This window comes from Chryseobacterium sp. UYP7, from assembly GCF_056279225.1.
On record NZ_JBWBQW010000002.1, the window covers coordinates 561,397 to 578,616 of the forward strand.

Annotated in this window: 15 protein-coding genes and 1 tRNA gene; 2 read left to right on the forward strand and 14 right to left on the reverse strand. The window is 37.0% G+C overall.

Going from position 1 to position 17,220, the window contains the following annotated elements; all coding sequences use genetic code 11:
• The 3 genes from ACZ9HT_RS06895 to uvrA form a co-directional block, all read right to left on the reverse strand.
• On the reverse strand, positions 1 to 519 hold the full coding sequence (locus ACZ9HT_RS06895) for a DUF421 domain-containing protein (protein ID WP_476039727.1): 519 nt from the start codon (positions 517 to 519) through the stop codon (positions 1 to 3).
• An 80-nt stretch (positions 520 to 599) separates the two neighbouring features.
• Positions 600 to 992 carry a hypothetical protein gene (locus ACZ9HT_RS06900; RefSeq protein WP_476039728.1) on the reverse strand — a complete coding sequence of 131 codons (393 nt, stop codon included), beginning with the start codon at positions 990 to 992 and terminating at the stop codon, positions 600 to 602.
• Between the two features lie 208 nt (positions 993 to 1,200).
• Positions 1,201 to 4,032 (reverse strand): excinuclease ABC subunit UvrA, encoded by a 2,832-nt coding sequence (uvrA, locus tag ACZ9HT_RS06905; RefSeq protein ID WP_476039729.1) that lies wholly within the window; start codon positions 4,030 to 4,032, stop codon positions 1,201 to 1,203.
• Between the two features lie 575 nt (positions 4,033 to 4,607).
• Here uvrA and ACZ9HT_RS06910 point away from each other — a divergent pair.
• The gene (locus ACZ9HT_RS06910) at positions 4,608 to 5,906 is read left to right on the forward strand and encodes an NAD(P)/FAD-dependent oxidoreductase (RefSeq protein WP_476039730.1); all 1,299 of its coding nucleotides are present in this window, start codon (positions 4,608 to 4,610) and stop codon (positions 5,904 to 5,906) included.
• A gap of 434 nt (positions 5,907 to 6,340) precedes the next feature.
• Here ACZ9HT_RS06910 and ACZ9HT_RS06915 read toward each other — a convergent pair whose 3' ends face one another.
• The 8 genes from ACZ9HT_RS06915 to ACZ9HT_RS06950 form a co-directional block, all read right to left on the reverse strand.
• Complete coding sequence (locus ACZ9HT_RS06915) at positions 6,341 to 6,766, reverse strand: META domain-containing protein (protein WP_476039731.1); 426 nt, start codon at positions 6,764 to 6,766, stop codon at positions 6,341 to 6,343.
• 143 nt (positions 6,767 to 6,909) lie between these two features.
• Complete coding sequence (locus ACZ9HT_RS06920; protein ID WP_476039732.1) at positions 6,910 to 8,322, reverse strand: dihydrolipoyl dehydrogenase family protein; 1,413 nt, start codon at positions 8,320 to 8,322, stop codon at positions 6,910 to 6,912.
• A gap of 196 nt (positions 8,323 to 8,518) precedes the next feature.
• Positions 8,519 to 9,298, reverse strand: a complete 780-nt coding sequence (locus ACZ9HT_RS06925) for a glucose 1-dehydrogenase (RefSeq protein ID WP_476039733.1) — start codon at positions 9,296 to 9,298, stop codon at positions 8,519 to 8,521.
• Between the two features lie 26 nt (positions 9,299 to 9,324).
• On the reverse strand, positions 9,325 to 10,653 hold the full coding sequence (locus ACZ9HT_RS06930; RefSeq protein ID WP_476039734.1) for a serine hydrolase domain-containing protein: 1,329 nt from the start codon (positions 10,651 to 10,653) through the stop codon (positions 9,325 to 9,327).
• 73 nt (positions 10,654 to 10,726) lie between these two features.
• A complete protein-coding gene (locus ACZ9HT_RS06935) occupies positions 10,727 to 11,191 on the reverse strand; it encodes a hypothetical protein (protein WP_476039735.1) in 465 nt (154 codons plus the stop codon).
• Positions 11,192 to 11,312: 121 nt separating this feature from the next.
• Positions 11,313 to 11,951 (reverse strand): HdeD family acid-resistance protein, encoded by a 639-nt coding sequence (locus ACZ9HT_RS06940; protein ID WP_476039736.1) that lies wholly within the window; start codon positions 11,949 to 11,951, stop codon positions 11,313 to 11,315.
• A 773-nt stretch (positions 11,952 to 12,724) separates the two neighbouring features.
• Positions 12,725 to 12,798 (reverse strand) — tRNA-Ala (locus ACZ9HT_RS06945).
• 89 nt (positions 12,799 to 12,887) lie between these two features.
• A complete protein-coding gene (locus tag ACZ9HT_RS06950) occupies positions 12,888 to 13,679 on the reverse strand; it encodes a class I SAM-dependent methyltransferase (protein ID WP_476039873.1) in 792 nt (263 codons plus the stop codon).
• Between the two features lie 268 nt (positions 13,680 to 13,947).
• Here ACZ9HT_RS06950 and ACZ9HT_RS06955 point away from each other — a divergent pair, with 268 nt between their 5' ends.
• Positions 13,948 to 14,163 (forward strand): hypothetical protein, encoded by a 216-nt coding sequence (locus tag ACZ9HT_RS06955; protein WP_476039737.1) that lies wholly within the window; start codon positions 13,948 to 13,950, stop codon positions 14,161 to 14,163.
• Between the two features lie 7 nt (positions 14,164 to 14,170).
• Here ACZ9HT_RS06955 and ACZ9HT_RS06960 read toward each other — a convergent pair whose 3' ends face one another.
• From ACZ9HT_RS06960 to ACZ9HT_RS06970, 3 genes are all read right to left on the reverse strand, one after another.
• Positions 14,171 to 14,587, reverse strand: a complete 417-nt coding sequence (locus ACZ9HT_RS06960) for an EamA family transporter (RefSeq protein WP_476039738.1) — start codon at positions 14,585 to 14,587, stop codon at positions 14,171 to 14,173.
• Between the two features lie 22 nt (positions 14,588 to 14,609).
• Positions 14,610 to 15,968 (reverse strand): histidine--tRNA ligase, encoded by a 1,359-nt coding sequence (hisS, locus tag ACZ9HT_RS06965; protein ID WP_476039739.1) that lies wholly within the window; start codon positions 15,966 to 15,968, stop codon positions 14,610 to 14,612.
• A 208-nt stretch (positions 15,969 to 16,176) separates the two neighbouring features.
• Positions 16,177 to 17,130, reverse strand: coding sequence for an ADP-ribosylglycohydrolase family protein (locus tag ACZ9HT_RS06970; protein WP_476039740.1), 954 nt, complete (start codon positions 17,128 to 17,130; stop codon positions 16,177 to 16,179).
• Positions 17,131 to 17,220 lie beyond the last annotated feature (90 nt).

A 17,220-nucleotide genomic window follows, 5' to 3' on the forward strand; every position in this document is an offset into this window, starting at 1 on the left:
TTAGAATTTATGGCTTTTACGCGGGAATCTTCTGCGGTGCCGCGTGTAATTTGTAGAATTATTTTCCTTATCAAGTGAGACTACACTTATGTTCCCATCAACTTCTAAAACTGCCAGTTTTACTTCTCCAATATTTTCTATCCCATGCTCTCTTACGACTTCTTCCAGTTCATCAAAACTCACCTGTTGTTTTTTCATCATGATATTATCCACAACGCCGTCTTTGATCAAAATCTCCGGATCAGATTCCAGGAGACTTCTTATTTTATCATTTTTAAAGATCACTTTTTTTACAATAAAATTAGCACCAAAGAGGACCAAAGCTGCGACTAAACCACCTTCTAAACTAACATTAGACCCGACCATTGCATTTTGCACAGCATTCGAAATTAAGAGAAGCAACACAATATCGCCCGCGTTGAGCTGTGACAGTTGGTTCTTCCCAAAAATCCGGATCGCCGCAAACATAAAAAGATAAACAGCGAGACTTCGCAAAGCAACATCAACAAAGGGATTCATAAATTTTCTGGATTATGATACAAAGTAAAATAAAAAAACCGAACATTAAGTCCGGTTTAAATCTTTTTGAAGTGAATATTTTAGTTCTCAACTCTCACCTGCACAGGCATTACATAGGTGGCTGCGATCATATTTTTATTCAACTTATTCACATCAACTTTGTATAAAAGCTGATTCATCACATTTTCGAGTTCCGCAGAAACATATTTGCAATCTCCGTTTGCATGAACATTCGTGATCTTCCCGTTTTCGGATACGTTGAAGGCGATCTGTGAACTCACCAATCCTTCGGACAAATTAGGCATCGTAAAATCAAAGTTATTGATCACAAGATTTCTAAGCTCACTGAAACCATCGTTAGCATTCAGTTTTACTTCTTCGATTTTGTTGTTCTGTGCTTTCGTGGTACTAAGAAAAGACATTCCGAAGACCAGAAATAAAGTCGCTGCAGTTTTTAATACTATTTTTTTCATGTTGATTGATCTTTAGTGCGTTATATGCTGTAATTAATAATATCAAATGTATATTAATTTTTTAACATTAAATTCACATGCTGTTAACATTGCGTTCACATTGGGCGTTTTATATGGTATAACGAACTGATTTACAATACAAAAACTCCAATGTTAAATTTTCAAAAAATGTAACATTAGAGCAGTTATGATAAAAAAAAGAATTGATTTATTGAAGTTCCCGCTTCAAATATTTCGCCGTCAAACTTTTTCTGGATTTTATAATTTCTTCCGGAGTTCCTTTTGCGATGATCTCACCACCATTTTTTCCACCTTCAGGTCCAATATCAATAATGTAGTCTGCGAGCTTAATGACATCTAAATTATGCTCGATGATGATGAACGAGTTTCCTAGATCCACGAGTTTATTTATGGCATCCATCAGGATTTTTACGTCTTCAAAATGCAAACCTGTTGTTGGTTCATCCAGAATGTATAAAGTATTTCCCGTTTGTCTTTTCGATAATTCTGTAGCCAGTTTAATGCGTTGTGCCTCGCCACCACTCAAAGTTGTGGATTGCTGACCCATCGTAATGTAACCTAAACCTACATCCTGCATGGTTTTTACTCTGGCAAAAATTTTCGGAATGGGCTGGAAAAATTCTGTCGCTTCATCAATGGTCATTTCTAAAACATCAGAAATTGATTTCCCTTTGTAGCGAACTTCCAGTGTTTCCCGGTTGAATCGTTTTCCGTTGCAGGTTTCACAATGCACATAAACATCGGGAAGGAAATTCATTTCAATCACCTTTAAACCTCCACCCTGACAAGTTTCGCATCTTCCGCCTTTTACATTGAAGGAGAATCGTCCCGCTTTATAACCCCGAATTTTAGATTCCGGAAGTTCCGCGAAAAGATTTCTAATATCGGTAAACATTCCAGTGTATGTTGCGGGATTTGAGCGCGGTGTTCTACCGATCGGAGTTTGATCAACATCTACAATTTTGTCGATATTATCAATTCCCTCAATTTTTTTGTAGGGTAAAGGTTCCTGAACACTTCGGTAAAAGTGTCGGTTCAGAATCGGATATAAAGTTCCGTTGATCAAAGATGATTTTCCACTTCCTGATATTCCGGTTAAAACGACCAACTTGCCTAAGGGAACTTCGAGGTTGACATTTTTAAGGTTATTTCCTGTGGCACCTTTTAGTATGATTGATTTCCCGTTGCCTTCTCTTCTGGTTTCAGGAATTTCGATTTTGCGTTTTCCGGTGATATAATCTGCGGTGATGGTGTCGGCTTTTAACAGATCTTTCGGTTTTCCCTGCCAAAGAATTTCCCCACCAAATTTTCCGGCTCTCGGTCCAATATCTAAAACCTCATCGGCTTCCATGATCATGTCTTTATCGTGCTCTACAACGATCACCGAGTTCCCGATGTCGCGCAGGTTTTTTAAAGAAGCGATCAATCTTTCATTATCTCTTTGATGCAGACCGATAGATGGTTCATCTAAAATATAAAGCACATTCACCAATTGCGACCCGATTTGAGTTGCCAATCGAATTCGCTGAGATTCTCCACCTGAAAGGGTTCTGGAGGTTCTGCTCAAACTTAAATATTCTAAACCGACGTCTAAAAGAAACTGCAATCTTGTTTTAATTTCTTTCAGGATTTCATGAGCGATGATCTTATTTTTAGGACTGAAGGTTTCTTCAACATCATTTAACCAGACTTTTAGATCAGAAAGAGAAAGTGCATTAATCTCTGCGATATTGCTGCCATCGATCTTAAAACTTAAACTTGAAGGTTGAAGTCTTGTTCCTTTACATTCCGGACAGGTTTCCTCTGTAGTGAAATGACGTTCGAGCAGAATTGCATCGTAACTCTCTTTGTCCTCGATCATTTCATTAATGATGGGAACTAGACCGTCGAAACTAACTTTAATTTTTTTCTGAATTCCGGCGTATTTTAAATCCTTATTAAATTCTTTATGACAACCGTGAAACATATAATCCAGTGCTTCTTCCGGTATATCTTTGAACGGCGTTCCCAGACCAAGACCAAATATTTCTAAAATATTTTTGATCTGACCCAAAATCCATTTGTTAGATTTCATATCTTCCAATGGCAGCAAACCACCTTGGTTGATAGACAGTTTAGGATTTTCGACAAAATAATCGGTGTTTACTTTTTTCACGGTTCCTAAACCTTTGCAATACGGACAACTTCCTTTCGGAGAGTTGAAAGAAAAAGTGTTGGGTTCCGGCAAAGCTAAGGAATGACCAGAGTCATCGTCCATTAGATTTTTAGAGAAATAATCGATTTCTGTGCTGCCCAGTCTTTGGATCCCGATCACGCCTTCGCCCATTTGCAAAGCGGTTTTTAGAGATTGCTCCATGCGGTTTTCAGAAGCGTTTTCACCCATGATCCAGCGGTCGATCACAATATCAATGTCGTGGGTTTTGTATCGGTCGAGTTTTAGATCATATTCAATATCCAGCAAATCACCATCGATCCGGGCTTGTCCGTAGCCTTTCTTTGCCATTTGAACAAAGAGTTCGTGGTAATGTCCTTTTCGGGAACGAACGACAGGCGCCATTAACATTACTTTTTCGCCTTTGTAATTTTTGTTGATTGCATCCAGAATCTGATCTTCCGTATAACTTACCAGTCTTTTCCCGGAGTTCAGGGAATAAGCATCGGAAACACGGGCGAAAAGCAAACGCAGATAATCGTATAATTCGGTTACGGTCCCAACGGTGGAACGCGGATTTTTATTCGTAGTTTTTTGTTCAATGGCGATCACGGGAGAAAGTCCGTCGATCTTGTCAACATCTGGTCGTTCTAATCCACCTAAAAACTGTCTTGCGTAGGCAGAAAATGTTTCGATATATCTTCTTTGACCTTCTGCAAAAATCGTATCGAAAGCCAGAGATGATTTTCCACTGCCGGAAAGTCCGGTTATTACAACGAGTTCGTTGCGGGGAATTTTAACGTTAATATTTTTTAAATTGTGTTCACGGGCGCCGTAAACCTCTATATATTCTTTGGAATCCTTCATTTTTAAAAACACCGAAATTTGAACTTTCGGAATTGTGCAAAAATACGGAATTTTTACGGCATACTAAATTGAGTCTGATAATTTTAATTAATCGGAATCATGTTTTTGTTGACAGGTTACCTTTTTTATTTTGAAGTTGAAAGTCCGCGAATAAAAGCAAAGATAATCCCCGATTATAGATCAAGATTTGTAGACTAGCGGAGTTGCGCCCCGGATTGCAACGGAAATCCCGTAGCAAGCGTTGGGAAAGAAAAGGCGTGAGGAATTGCAGTGGAAAGCCGGAAATGTGCGCCCAAAAAACGATGAAAACTCTGTCTAAAAAACATTTTTCTGTATTAAAAATATGCATCAATACACTTATTTTTTTCAATTCTGTGAAATGAACATTGGATGCCAACAATTAAACATTTTCCAGCGCCTTTCTTTAGAGTACATTTGTAATTGGTAATTGACAGATCACTAGTTCATTACGCTAAAATATGTTTAGATTAAATTACGATCAATAAAAATACTTCTGAAAAGATATTGTATCAATTCAGAAAGAATGCTGAATTTTTCAGCAAAAAAAAACAGATATGGAAGATAAGAAAGTAGTCATCATCGGTGGCGGTTTTGCGGGAATTAATTTGGCCAGAAAAATGGGCGGCAAAAAATGCGTTCAGGTAACTTTGGTCGACCGAAATAATTATAATTTTTTTCCACCATTACTCTATCAGGTTGCAACAGGAATGCTGGATGTTTCAAGTATTTCAATTCCGTTCCGAACTTTGTTACGAGGTGGGAAGAATTTGAATTTTCGCTTGGGAGAACTGGAAGAGATTTTTCCTGCTGAAAATAAAGTCAAGCTTTCTACGGGCGAACTGCATTATGATTATTTAGTATTGGCAACCGGAACGAAGTCAAACTATTTTGGAATGGAAAACATAGAAAAGAATTCTCTTCCCATGAAAACCATTGATGATGCGGTGAAGTTGCGCAACTATCTAATTCTGCAAGCCGAAAAATATACCTATTCTACAGATGAGGAGGAAAAACGCAAGATTAGAAATATTGTAATTTCTGGTGCAGGTCCATCTGGCGTTGAAGTCTCAGGAATGATCGCGGAAATGCGCTCCAAAGTTTTAGATGATATTTATCCGGAACTTGTAAAAGAGCCACTGCATATTTATTTGGTAGATGGTGCGCCAACGGTTCTCCCGCCAATGAGTGAGAAATCCCAGAAATACACCAAGAAAAGTTTGGAAGAAATGGGTGTGACGGTGCAACTGAATAAACTAGTTTCTGATTATAAAGATGATAAAGTTTATTTTAAAGACGGTGAATTTATCGAAACGAAAACACTGATCTGGACCGCAGGTGTAACAGCCTCAAAATTTAAAGGTCTGTCGGATGATCTCTTCGGAAGAGGCGGTCGCCTGAATGTTGACGCTTACAATAAGGTTGAAAATACGCAGAACATATTTGCAATTGGAGACACTTGCATTCAATTAACGGATCCTGATTTTCCGAAAGGTCATCCACAATTAGGAAGTGTGGCACAACAGCAGGGAAAAAATCTGGCAAAAAATTTAGTTGCAATTGCCAATAATGAAATCAACGATTTAAAAGCCTTTAAATATTTAGATAAAGGAAGTATGGCGATCATAGGAAAAAGTAAAGCAGTTGCTGATCTTACTTTTCCGAAAGCGACGCTTACCGGTTTTTTCGCCTGGTTTGCGTGGTTGTTTGTGCATTTATTTCTTTTAATCGATTATCGAAATCGTTTAAGAACGATGATGAACTGGACAGGCGCTTATTTTGGAAGCGGACAATCACAGGGTTTAATGGTTGGTGAGAACGCGGACAGCACAGAGAAAGAAATTATTGAGGAATAAACTAATTGCGACTATAATATACTTTCATTTTAGTAAAATATCATTTCAATTTTCCAGTTAGAACTTTCATGAAAAGTAGGTTCTAACTTTTTTAAATTTTAGAAATTGAACGTAATCTTTACAATAATAAATTAAGCGATTGATGAAAAAGCAGATTATAAAAACTGTTCTGAATTGACCACTGCAATTCCACCAATTTTGAAGCGGAAGGTCTAATTTCAAAAACTAAATTTGATCTTTAATCCTACTCCGTTTAACCTAATGCTTCAAAAATATCGAATGCACGGAAACTAAATGATCTCATTCAATTTTCACTTATGTGGTTTTAAATAGCAATTTAATTTAAACTTAACGTTAAGGTCAAAAAATTTGATTTAACGAACAAAAGCAGGGATTCTCCTGCTTTCGTTTTTTAATAAGTTTAAATTAAAATATTACATTGCCGGTTTAAACCTCATTATAACGACATCTCCCATTAACAGAGCCAGTTTTCCGTCAGCTTCAATTTTATAATTGTCAACTTTCTGCATTGCAGTTCGGAAGACCCCTTCGCCATCGCCACAAAATGCCATGGTTGAAGTTTCAGGTTGCTTAAAGGAAACCCTTTTCCCTTCCATCGTGAATGTTGGATTATAAACGTTGCAACCACTGTTTCCGGTGATCATCATACTTCCCTGCGTAAAACGGATCGTTGGTTTTGTATCCGGATATAAACCGTCAAAAGTAATTCGGGGTCCGGTGATATATTCCAACTCCCAACCAGTATTATACAGTTTATTTTGGTCTGCAGACATTGCTGTGGAGCATGATACGATAAGCATGGATAAAATTGCGATTAAAAATAGTGTTTGTTTTTTCATAATGATTTTTTTATTTGTTTTGTGATTAATTTTAATTTTTACTGTCTCCGGCATATTGCAAAGATTGTGCAGAAAAAAAAATTTAAGAAAACTTACGGCTTTGTTAGTTTGCCGATCTTTTTTCTTCTCGTTACTATTTTGTTCTAAATTTCTTTCTCTTTTAAGCGAATTTTCCTGCTAATTCTTTGTGCCGCCATTCCGATTGCTTCAGTAAATGTTGGGAATGCCAGTTCTAATTCCGCGATTGCATGAATATCCATGTTTGCAACAATGCAAGTCGCCGCAACTTGAATGACCTCTGCTGAATAGGAACCTAAAACGTGTGCGCCCAGAAGCAGTTTAGTTTTTCGATCAACGATCAATTTACAAAACCCGTCTGTTTTACCGTCCATAATCGCTCTTGGCAAGCCAGTGTAATCTACCGTTTCGATCAAACAATCATGATTTTTTAGCGCCTGATCTTCTGTCATTCCTACAGAGCCATATTCCGGTTCGGTAAAACTTCCTGTTGCAATGGCTTGTGGATTGTATACTTTTTCAGCACCTAAAACGGCATTTTCTGCAGCGACTCTAGCCTGATGCGCCGCACTTTGTACGAACATACTTACTCCATTTGCATCTCCGGCGACCAAGATTTCGGGGACGTTTGTTTGCAAATAATCATCCACTTTAATATAAGGTCCATTCATTTCTACTCCAGCGGCTTCCAGTTTTAATCCTGAAACATTTGCCGGCCAACCAACCATTAAGAATACTGCATCAGTTTCTATAAAATCTTTTTTCTCATCTGTAGTAAATGAAACTTTCAATCTTCCATTTACTTTTTCGATGGAATCACATCCGGTTCCGGTCAAGATATTCATTCCTCGGTTTTTGAATGCGGTTTCTAATCTTCGGGAAATATCTTTATCACTTGGCGGAGTTAATCGGTCCGCAAATTCGATCACATCGACTTCGGCTCCAAAATCAATGAGTATAGATGCCAACTGGCAACCTGTGGCTGAACCGCCAACAACGGTAACTCTTTCAGGCAAATCGGTCATCTGCCATAAATCGTGAAATGACAGCGCAAATTCATTACCTGGAATTGATAATTTACGTGGTTTGCCGCCGACTGCTAAAATAATTTTATCGGCTGTAAATTGTCGTCCATCCGAAATTTCAAGCGTGTTTTTATTTATAAAATGGGCAGGTCCAACCTGATCGATAACTGTAATACCGAGTTGCTTCACAATCGTGGTAAGATTCCAGACTTCATTCGCATAGGAAGCTACCCGATTCGCATTTTCTATGGCTCTACCAAAATTGACCGTTGGAACTTCACCTTGAAGACCAAACTGCGAAAATAATAATGTATCTGATCGCAGTCGTGCGGCTCTTGCAAGGGTACGAACCGGAGCGGGACCTTCGTTAAAAGCCGTTCCGCCCAACTTATTACTTTCCAAAATTGTGACTTCCGCTCCAAGTTCATAGGCACGTATCGCAGCCTGAACTCCCGCAGGTCCGCCACCAACGACGATCACATTTTGTTTCTTTTGAATATTATCAGTACTCATAATTTATTTTTTTCGGTTTAAATTTTTATGACAAAGAAGTTCAATCCATTGATCTCCATCAAATTTTTTTCATCCATTAAAAAAAGAAGCCTCCATCATTAAAGTGGAGGCTTATCTTTAATTAGGTTTAAGGTAATTTTAGTCCTGTTATTTTAAAACAGTCTTAAACTCATTAAACGTATTTCACTTTAAAAATTTACATATCCAAAGTTTGCTCTCCACCGCCATTTACGAAAATAACCTGTCCGCTCGTCCAACTGGAAATTGGGGCTGCAAAATATAATACTGCTCCGGCAATATCTTCAGCCTCGCCTAACCTGTGTATTGGCGTATGTTTCAGCATTGCTTTTTCTAATTCCGGAGTTAAGACAGTACTTAAAGCGTGCGTTCTTGTTGCTCCTGGACCGATGGCGTTGATCCGAATATTATCCGGGCCATAATCGAAAGCCAAATTTCTGGTCATGTGATTGATGGCTGCTTTGGAAGAAGCATACGCACTAATAGCCGGGCTTTTATTAATGGATGCCATTGAAGACATATTTATAATGCTTCCATAACCCGCTTCTTTCATGTGTGGCGCCACCAACTGGCACAATCTCCACATGCTGAAAACGTTCATATCAAACACTTTTTTAAATTGTGCTACTTCGATATCATACGGACTTTCTTTTCCGGCACCACCGCCACCAACGTTATTCACCAATATTTCAATACTGCCGAATTGCTTCACCGTTTCATCCACTAAATTGACGAGAGCGCTGTCTTCTAATACGTTACAATCAATTGCGATTGAGGTTCCGCCATTGTCATTAATTGATTTTGAAGTTTCCTGCGCCGCTTCCAGATTATAATCTGAAACCACCACTTTTGCTCCGAAAGCCGCCAACATTTCGCAGCATGCTTTTCCAATTCCACCTGCACCACCTGTAACGATAGCAGTTTTTCCTGATAAGTCGAATAATTTTTTAGTATCCATTTTTCTATAATTTTTAAATTAATATTTTATTTTATCTTTTTTAAATAGTCTGCCACGGCTTGATAAGCGGGCAAAGAAGTTGGGTCATTCGCAGCGTTTCCAGCGATTGGATGAGAAGCCATTCTTACAATCACCATTTCCGCAGCCGGATCGATATAAATCGTTTGTCCGTGAACACCTCTCGCAGCAAATGCGCCATCTTTATTTTCGGTCATCCACCACATGTTTCGATACGACCAACCTTTCAGATCCGGATGATCAGATTTTGCAAACGCAGATTTATCACCTCCTTTTTCAATATCTAAAACCGCTTGCGCCGGAAAAATTTGTTTGCCGTTGTACATTCCTTTGTTTCGAATGAGTTCTCCAAAACGGGCTAAATCCCGTAAACCTGCATTGAATCCGCCACCTGCAAAAGCAATTCCTTTCCCATCAACCTGGTAATAAGCATCTTGCTCCATTCCAATTTTACTCCAGATTTTTTCTGAAAGTAATTGGGTGATCGATTTATTGGTCGCTTTAGAAATGATCCAGCCGAGTGCATCTGCGTTTACGGTTTTATATCCAAATATTTCTCCGTGTTTTCCTTCCTTCTTCACAGTTTCCAGGTATTCGTAATATCCGATCGGACCTTTATAATCCGCAGGTTTTTGGGAAGGATTTCCTGCATTTGAAAATTTCCAAACATCTGCATTTGGATCTGCGTAATCTTCACTGTATTGTAAAGCCGTCGTCATATCCATCACCTGCCGAACCGTTGCATCAGCGTAGGCTGAATTTTTTAATTCAGGAACATAAAATGTAACCAGTTTATTTTCATCTAAAGTTCCTTCTGCCACTAAAATTGAGGCAAGTGTTCCGGTAAAAGATTTTGTTAAAGACATTACTGCGTGAACGTCATGCTTCGTTAATTCTGAAAAATATTTTTCGTAAACTACTTTTCCTTTATGCATGATGATCATTCCATCGGTATAATTTGCCCAAAGCGATTGTTCCCAGGTCATTTTTTCTTTAGAATTCCAGGGGAGAAAAGTAAGCGCATCGATGTTTTTATCCAAATTGTAATTCAATTTAGATGGAGCTTCTAAACCTCTGGAAACATTTTGCGTCGGCAACATTTCCCGCATGTGAACCACGCTCCAGCGAATGGCCGGAAAATTGAAAAAGGAACCGTCCCAAGTGTGCAACACTTTATCTGCAGATGGCGGAAAACCTTTCATCCAGCCGAAATTGCTGGGTTCGCTGTCTTTTGCGCTGAGAAATTCTTTTTTATTTTGTGCCATACTATTGATTGTCAGAGAAACTAAAATTACCGCAGAAAATATTTTTCTGGAAGGTGAAAAACTGGTTTTCATTGTTTTTTTTAAAGTATTTATCATCATTTATTATTTTAAAAGATTTATATATTTTAAGATTATTTTTTGATCATTAAGGGAGAACTTTCTCTTCTGAGACAATGCTTTCTTTTAAAGTAAAATAATTGACGAAACCAGATACAATTCCCGCAATTGCGCCGATTATTATTAATCCGATCATTAATGAAACCTCTACAGTTCCCATATATTTTTGCCACAAAACTGAAAGCGAAGTTAAAATTCCAAAAGTCACAAAGCCATGTTTTAAAGTTAGCAAAAATGTGGTTGGGAAGAAGGCTGCTTTTTTACCTTTAATACCGAAATAAGCTACCAGTGTTAAAATCATCGACAACGTTATTGCCAACATCACCGCAGCTCCTAAAATCGTTTCGACCTCATTGGTAATCGAATCTACAGAAATTGGAATTGTTTGATGTCCTTTCAACAGGAAATATTGAATTCCGCCATTGATAAAAGCATTGATAATACCCGTTATCACCGCACCTTTTAATAATTGAGATTTTTTTTCTGAATTCATATCTAGTTTAATAAGTAATAAAAAGAGGTTCTTGATCTAAGTCGCCAGATAAATTTTTCGGCAGAGATTTAAAACTTTTTTAAATTGTTCTTTTGAATAATATTGTTTAGATAATCTAAAATTAACCTTTTCGTTCATGGTCAATTTCCTTCATCAAATCATTATAACGATCTCTTAATTCTGAGGAAATATCCTTTGAAGACAAATGGATCTTTCGTAATTGAAGGGCTAAAAATATACTAAACAGACCCGCAAACAAAAGACTTATCGCTATTAAAACGGTAATCGTTAAACCTGCAAACAGTGGATTCCAGATCAAGAAAAAGGAAGCCAGTGCGCCCAAAATTCCAAAGAGAAGAAGGCTGCCCCAATTTTTACTTCCGTATTTTTTAAGGTCTAAAGCAAAACTTACCGATGATACTGAACGGAAAAGCAAAAGGAAGCCCACATAAAAAGAAAGAACACTTATTGATAAAGCGGGATGAACAATGAGAGAAAACCCAACGATGGAAGTTAAAATCCCAAAAACCAAAGACCAACCCCAATTAGGAAGCGTATGTCTGTTAGAAATGGAGAAAAAAACTTCGGAAAGTCCTCCCATTAAAAAGGAGACTGCAAAAAATATCGATAGGGCGAGTAAGGATGTTAACGGTGAAGTGAAAACCACAAAACTTAAGATTATAAATAATGCGCCTACAATAAGCGGAATGTACCAGTGTTTAACCGTGTTTTTGATGGAATTGAGAAATGAGTTGCTCATAATAATTTATTTTAAGGTCCTAAGTCTGCAACTTTTACAGATTCAAATACTTTTAACTAAAAACAAATAAAATAAATAATCCATTATTTTAGAAATACAAATAGAAATTATTAATAATAAAATTACAATTTGTTTGTTAATTATCGTGCAAATCTACTAACATTAACACACCGGTAAAATGACCAAAGGGATGATAAGGATGTCTCAAAGTAATATTCACAAATTTGTCCCATTTTAAACAAGGTGATTCTTTGGCCGAAACTATTTATCCCGGAATATTATTATTTATTCTTGTTAATTTTAGCACCGATATAAATCCTAAAATTTTTAATAGAAATAAATAAATTCTGTAATTATTTGACATTATAGTTCTACTTTTTACTTCAACTGATTTTGAGGAAAAATATTAAATGAATTCAAAGGTTAAAGGCTGGTACTTCGTCTGAACTGTAACTACGCCATTGTACTTATGGATTAATAAATATCAAAAAAGCATGAAGCCATTTTGAATAAATGTTAAGAAACGTTAAGGAAAAACAATCCGATAAATTAAGTAATCATCCGAAGAAATAAATTATTTTAGATGTAGAGCTGACATTTAAGAAATTCGACAGAAACCAATGTTAAACTGAAAGGTGCGATTTAGTACTAACTTTTATCGAGTAAAAGGAGAAATAAAATTGTCTATTGGGAATATTATATCAATAGCAAGACAAAAAAGTGATCCAAAACAAAAAAACCTCTGATTAACAGAGGTTTAAAAATATGAAAAGTGGAGGATATCGGGATCGAACCGACCACCTCTTGACTGCCAGTCAAACGCTCTAGCCAGATGAGCTAATCCCCCATTTTATCTTGAATTTTAAATCCGCGATTCAAAATTTTAGATTTGCAATGATACAAATTTTTGTGATTTAAAAGCAAAATTATAGTCTACTATTTTTTCTGGGCGACGAGAGAAAATACGAGCGGTATTTTATTGGTAAGATGCGCAATTCTGTATTTGCCATTTTCGAATTCTTCCATACTACTGAAACACGGATAGGGCGACCAATTGTATTCCTGAAATGATCGCAGTTCCAGATTTTGCTGGAGTAAACTGGTCAAAACTTCGGAGGTTGGATGATTCCAACTGACTTCCTGCTGAGAAATTTCTGCCGACTGATCTGCGTAAGTTCCGCTGTTTATTTCTGAAATCAACTCATCATTAAAATAACTGTATTTCAAAAAACTAAAATCCTCATCGAACATCCAAACCACGGGATGAAACTCAACGAATATCAGCTTGCCGTCTGGTTTTAAAAAATGAGAAATGACATGGGTCCATTTATCTAAATCCGGCAACCAGCCAATGGTGCCATAAGTCGTGTAAACGATATCGAACTTTTTATCTAAAACATTGGGCAGGTCGTAAACATCAGAGACGATGAATTCTGTATCGGTGTTGCATTGTTTAGCTAGATTTTTTGCCGCTTCGATGGCTTTATCCGACAGATCGATGCCTGTAACTTTCGCGCCCATTCTGGAAAGGGAAATCGAATCCTGACCAAAATGACATTGCAGATGCAAGATCTCTTTGTCTTTCACATTTCCTAAAAGTTCAAGTTCTATGGAATTTAAAGAAGTTCTGCCTTTTATAAATTCATCAACAAAATAGAAATCGGATTTTAAATGCGAATCGACTTTTGCATTCCACAAACTGCGGTTGATCTCCAAATAATTTTCCATCATTAAGTTTTGTCAAAAATAAGAATTTTAAAAATTATTTACTCTAGTTAAAGTTTATTGCAGTGTTTTATTAAAATTGCAATCAAGTCGACGAATTGTGTATGGAATTTTCAGTAGGTAAACCAGCAAGTTGGGCACAAGCCTTAAATAATAACTTTAGATTGAATTTTTGAAATGAAAATTTTATATTAGCAAAATAATTTTCTTTAAAATTGATGTAAGTGATATCAAAGTAGAAAAATTTCATCAAGCCTTCACCAATTAAAATATGAGGAACACTATCATTATTTTTTCTACCATAATCCTTAGTTTACAGGGTAAATCTTCTGCGAATTCTGATGTTTACCTCTGCAACAGTAAAGGCGGAAAAAAATATCATTATTCCAAAACATGTCGTGGTCTCTCTGCCTGCGATCATCAAATTATAAAAGTGAGCATTGAAAAAGCCCGAAAATTAGGTAAGACTCTTTGTGGTTGGGAATAATTTCTATTTATTTCCAGATCAAAAATAGAGTTCCGGCAACGATCAGCGTGCCTCCAACTGCTGTTTTCCAGGTTAAAGTTTCGCCTAAAAAGACAACGGCAAAAATGATGGTTAAGGCCAAACTGAGTTTATCCACTCCCGCAACTTTTGATACTTCGCCCATTTGTAGCGCTTTGAAATAAAAGATCCAGGAAAATCCCGTAGCTAATCCTGAAATCCCCAAAAAGATCCAGTTTCTTTGCGAAAGCTCGCTAATTCCTTTGTATTCATCACGAAAAAATACGATAAGCCAGATCATGACCAGAACGACAACGGTGCGAATCGCAGTTGCCAAATTGGAGTTTACATTTTCAACACCAATTTTCGCAAAAATTGCGGTGAGTGCTGCAAACAAAGCGGAAAGTAAGGCAAAGATCCACCACATTTTTTAGATTTTGAAGATTAAATTACGCGTTCTGCGCTACAAAACTTTCTATGGTAAACACTTTTTGTTCACCGTTTTCCAGATCTTTCACTGTAATATTTCCGTCTGCAATTTCCTGTTCACCAAGAAAAACGAGATTTTTAATTCCTTTCTTTTCCGCGTATGTAAATTGTTTTTTCAGTTTCGCAGATTCTGGATATAATTCTGCGGAGATTCCTTTTGAACGAAGCTGAGCGATAACTTTCATCGCCGCCAAAGATTCATTCTCGCCATAATTAGCAAAAAGATACTGGACTTTCTTTAAAGAATCTTCCGGGAATAATCCAAGTTCTTCCATCACCAAATAAATTCGGTCCAGGCCGAAAGAAATTCCGATGCCGGGAATGTTTTTCACGCCGAAAACTTCGGTCAGATTATCGTAGCGACCGCCACCACCAATGGAACCCATCGCAACGTAATTGGCTTTCACTTCGAAAATCGCTCCCGTGTAATAATCGAGTCCACGTGCTAAAGTGACGTCAAATTTTAAATTTTCTGTCGGAATTCCTAAGTTAAGACATTGGGTCAAAACGAATTCCAGCTCCTCCACTCCATTTGTTCCGATATCATTTCCCCGGAACTTTTCTTTTAATTGCAAAACATTTTCTAAAGCATTTTCACTTTGAGAAAAAAGGAAATCTAATTGGTCAATGGAATTTTGAGAAATATTTTTTTCTAACAATTCTTTGACTACCCCTTCTTTTCCGACCTTGTCGAGTTTGTCTAGTGCAACTGTAAAATCGATCAGTTGTTCCGTAATTCCCGCCAATTCTGCTAATCCGAAAAGAATCTTGCGATTATTTAAATGAATGGTTACCGGGATTTTTAATTCAGAAAAAGATTTCAGATATAATTGCACCAACTCCACTTCCTGCCACAAACTTTCGCTTCCCACAACATCTGCATCACACTGATAAAACTCACGAAAACGACCTTTTTGTGGACGGTCGGCGCGCCAAACGGGTTGGATCTGATAGCGTTTAAAAGGAAAGACCAATTGTCCATGATTCATGGCGACGTATCTTGCGAAAGGAACGGTAAGGTCGTAACGCAAAGCTTTTTCTGAAATTTGGGAGATGAGTTTTTGCGAATTTTTCGCGGACCAATCCTCCTCTTTTGTTTTTGAAGCGTAGTCACCGGAATTCAAGATTTTAAAAATCAGCCGATCGCCTTCTTCACCGTATTTTCCGGTTAAAGTTGAAAGGTTTTCAAAACTTGGTGTTTCTAAAGGCTGAAAACCAAAGAGTTCAAAATTAGTCTGTAAAATATTGGTGATGAATTTTCTGCGGTAAACTTCTTCTGCAGAAAAATCTCGGGTTCCTTTTGCTAAACTGGGCTTCATAGTGCTGAGTGATGAATGATTGATGATGAGTAATGAGTAATTGGCAATGAGTAATTATCAATGCAATGATTTTAAGTTCGACTGCAAAAATACGGAATTGAAAAGGATTTTTATTGGTATTTAAAACGAGGTTTTCTGAAAATTAAATTTTTAAATTTGAAAAAAGATTGTGTTTAGAGTTGATTTTTGAGATGAATTTTAAAAGTAATTATTCAATAACTTTTATTTTTTCTGCTACTCTTTCAGCCAGATTTTCGATATCTTCTCTCTTGGCTAATTGCTTGATCCAATTTTCTGGAATGTTTTCAAAACCATAAAGCAATCCTCCAAGTCCACCAGTGACCGCCGCGGTTGTATCGGTATCTTCCCCTAAATTGACGGCTTTCAAAGTTGCATCCTTGTAATTATCGGTCGTCAATAAGCACCAAATACTTGCTTCAAGCGTGTGAATAACATAACCGCTGCTCGAAATATTTTCTTCTGATAGATCAAAAATATCGCCTGTAAGAAGCCGATCAAAAATAAAAATTTCTTTTTGACTGATGGAGAGCAATTTTAAGAATTCTGGAATTTCAGTTTGTAGATTTTTATAAATCTCGAACTTGTCGATTCCGGAAATAAGTTGTTTAGCAAATTCTAAATAATAAAAACATGAAATTACCGAACGAATATGTCCGTGCGTAATTGAAGAGACTTGTTTTATAATTTGATAGCGCTCATCAACTGTTTTGTCGATGATGTGAAAAAGTAAAGGTAAAATTCTCATTAATGAACCATTACCATTCGACGTGACTTCAAAACCGCCGGCTAAATCAGGTCTTTCTCCTTTTGCAAGCCGGTCAATTGCTTCTCTTGTCGCGATACCAATATCAAAAACATGTCCTCTTGCCGTCCAGTAATTTTCGCGGTACCATTTTCCAAAATTTTCGCTAATTATTTTTAAATCAAAATCCTGCGTTAAAGCTTCTGCAAGGCAAAAAGTAAGCGAACTATCGTCGGAAAAAGTTCCTGGCGGTAAATTATAGGTGCCAAATCCTATCATATCTCTTACTGGATTTCGGCTGATTGTTTCTCTACTTTTAAATTCAACCGGAACGCCAAGTGCATCTCCAACTGTAACGCCAAACAGAGCAGAATTAATATTTCTTTTCAGATCTTTCATTTTTAATTATTGAAGTTTTATTTACTTTCTAGCGTTTTTGTAGCGAATAGAAAACTGTTTTCGCTGTACCTGTTTACAAAATAAATGATT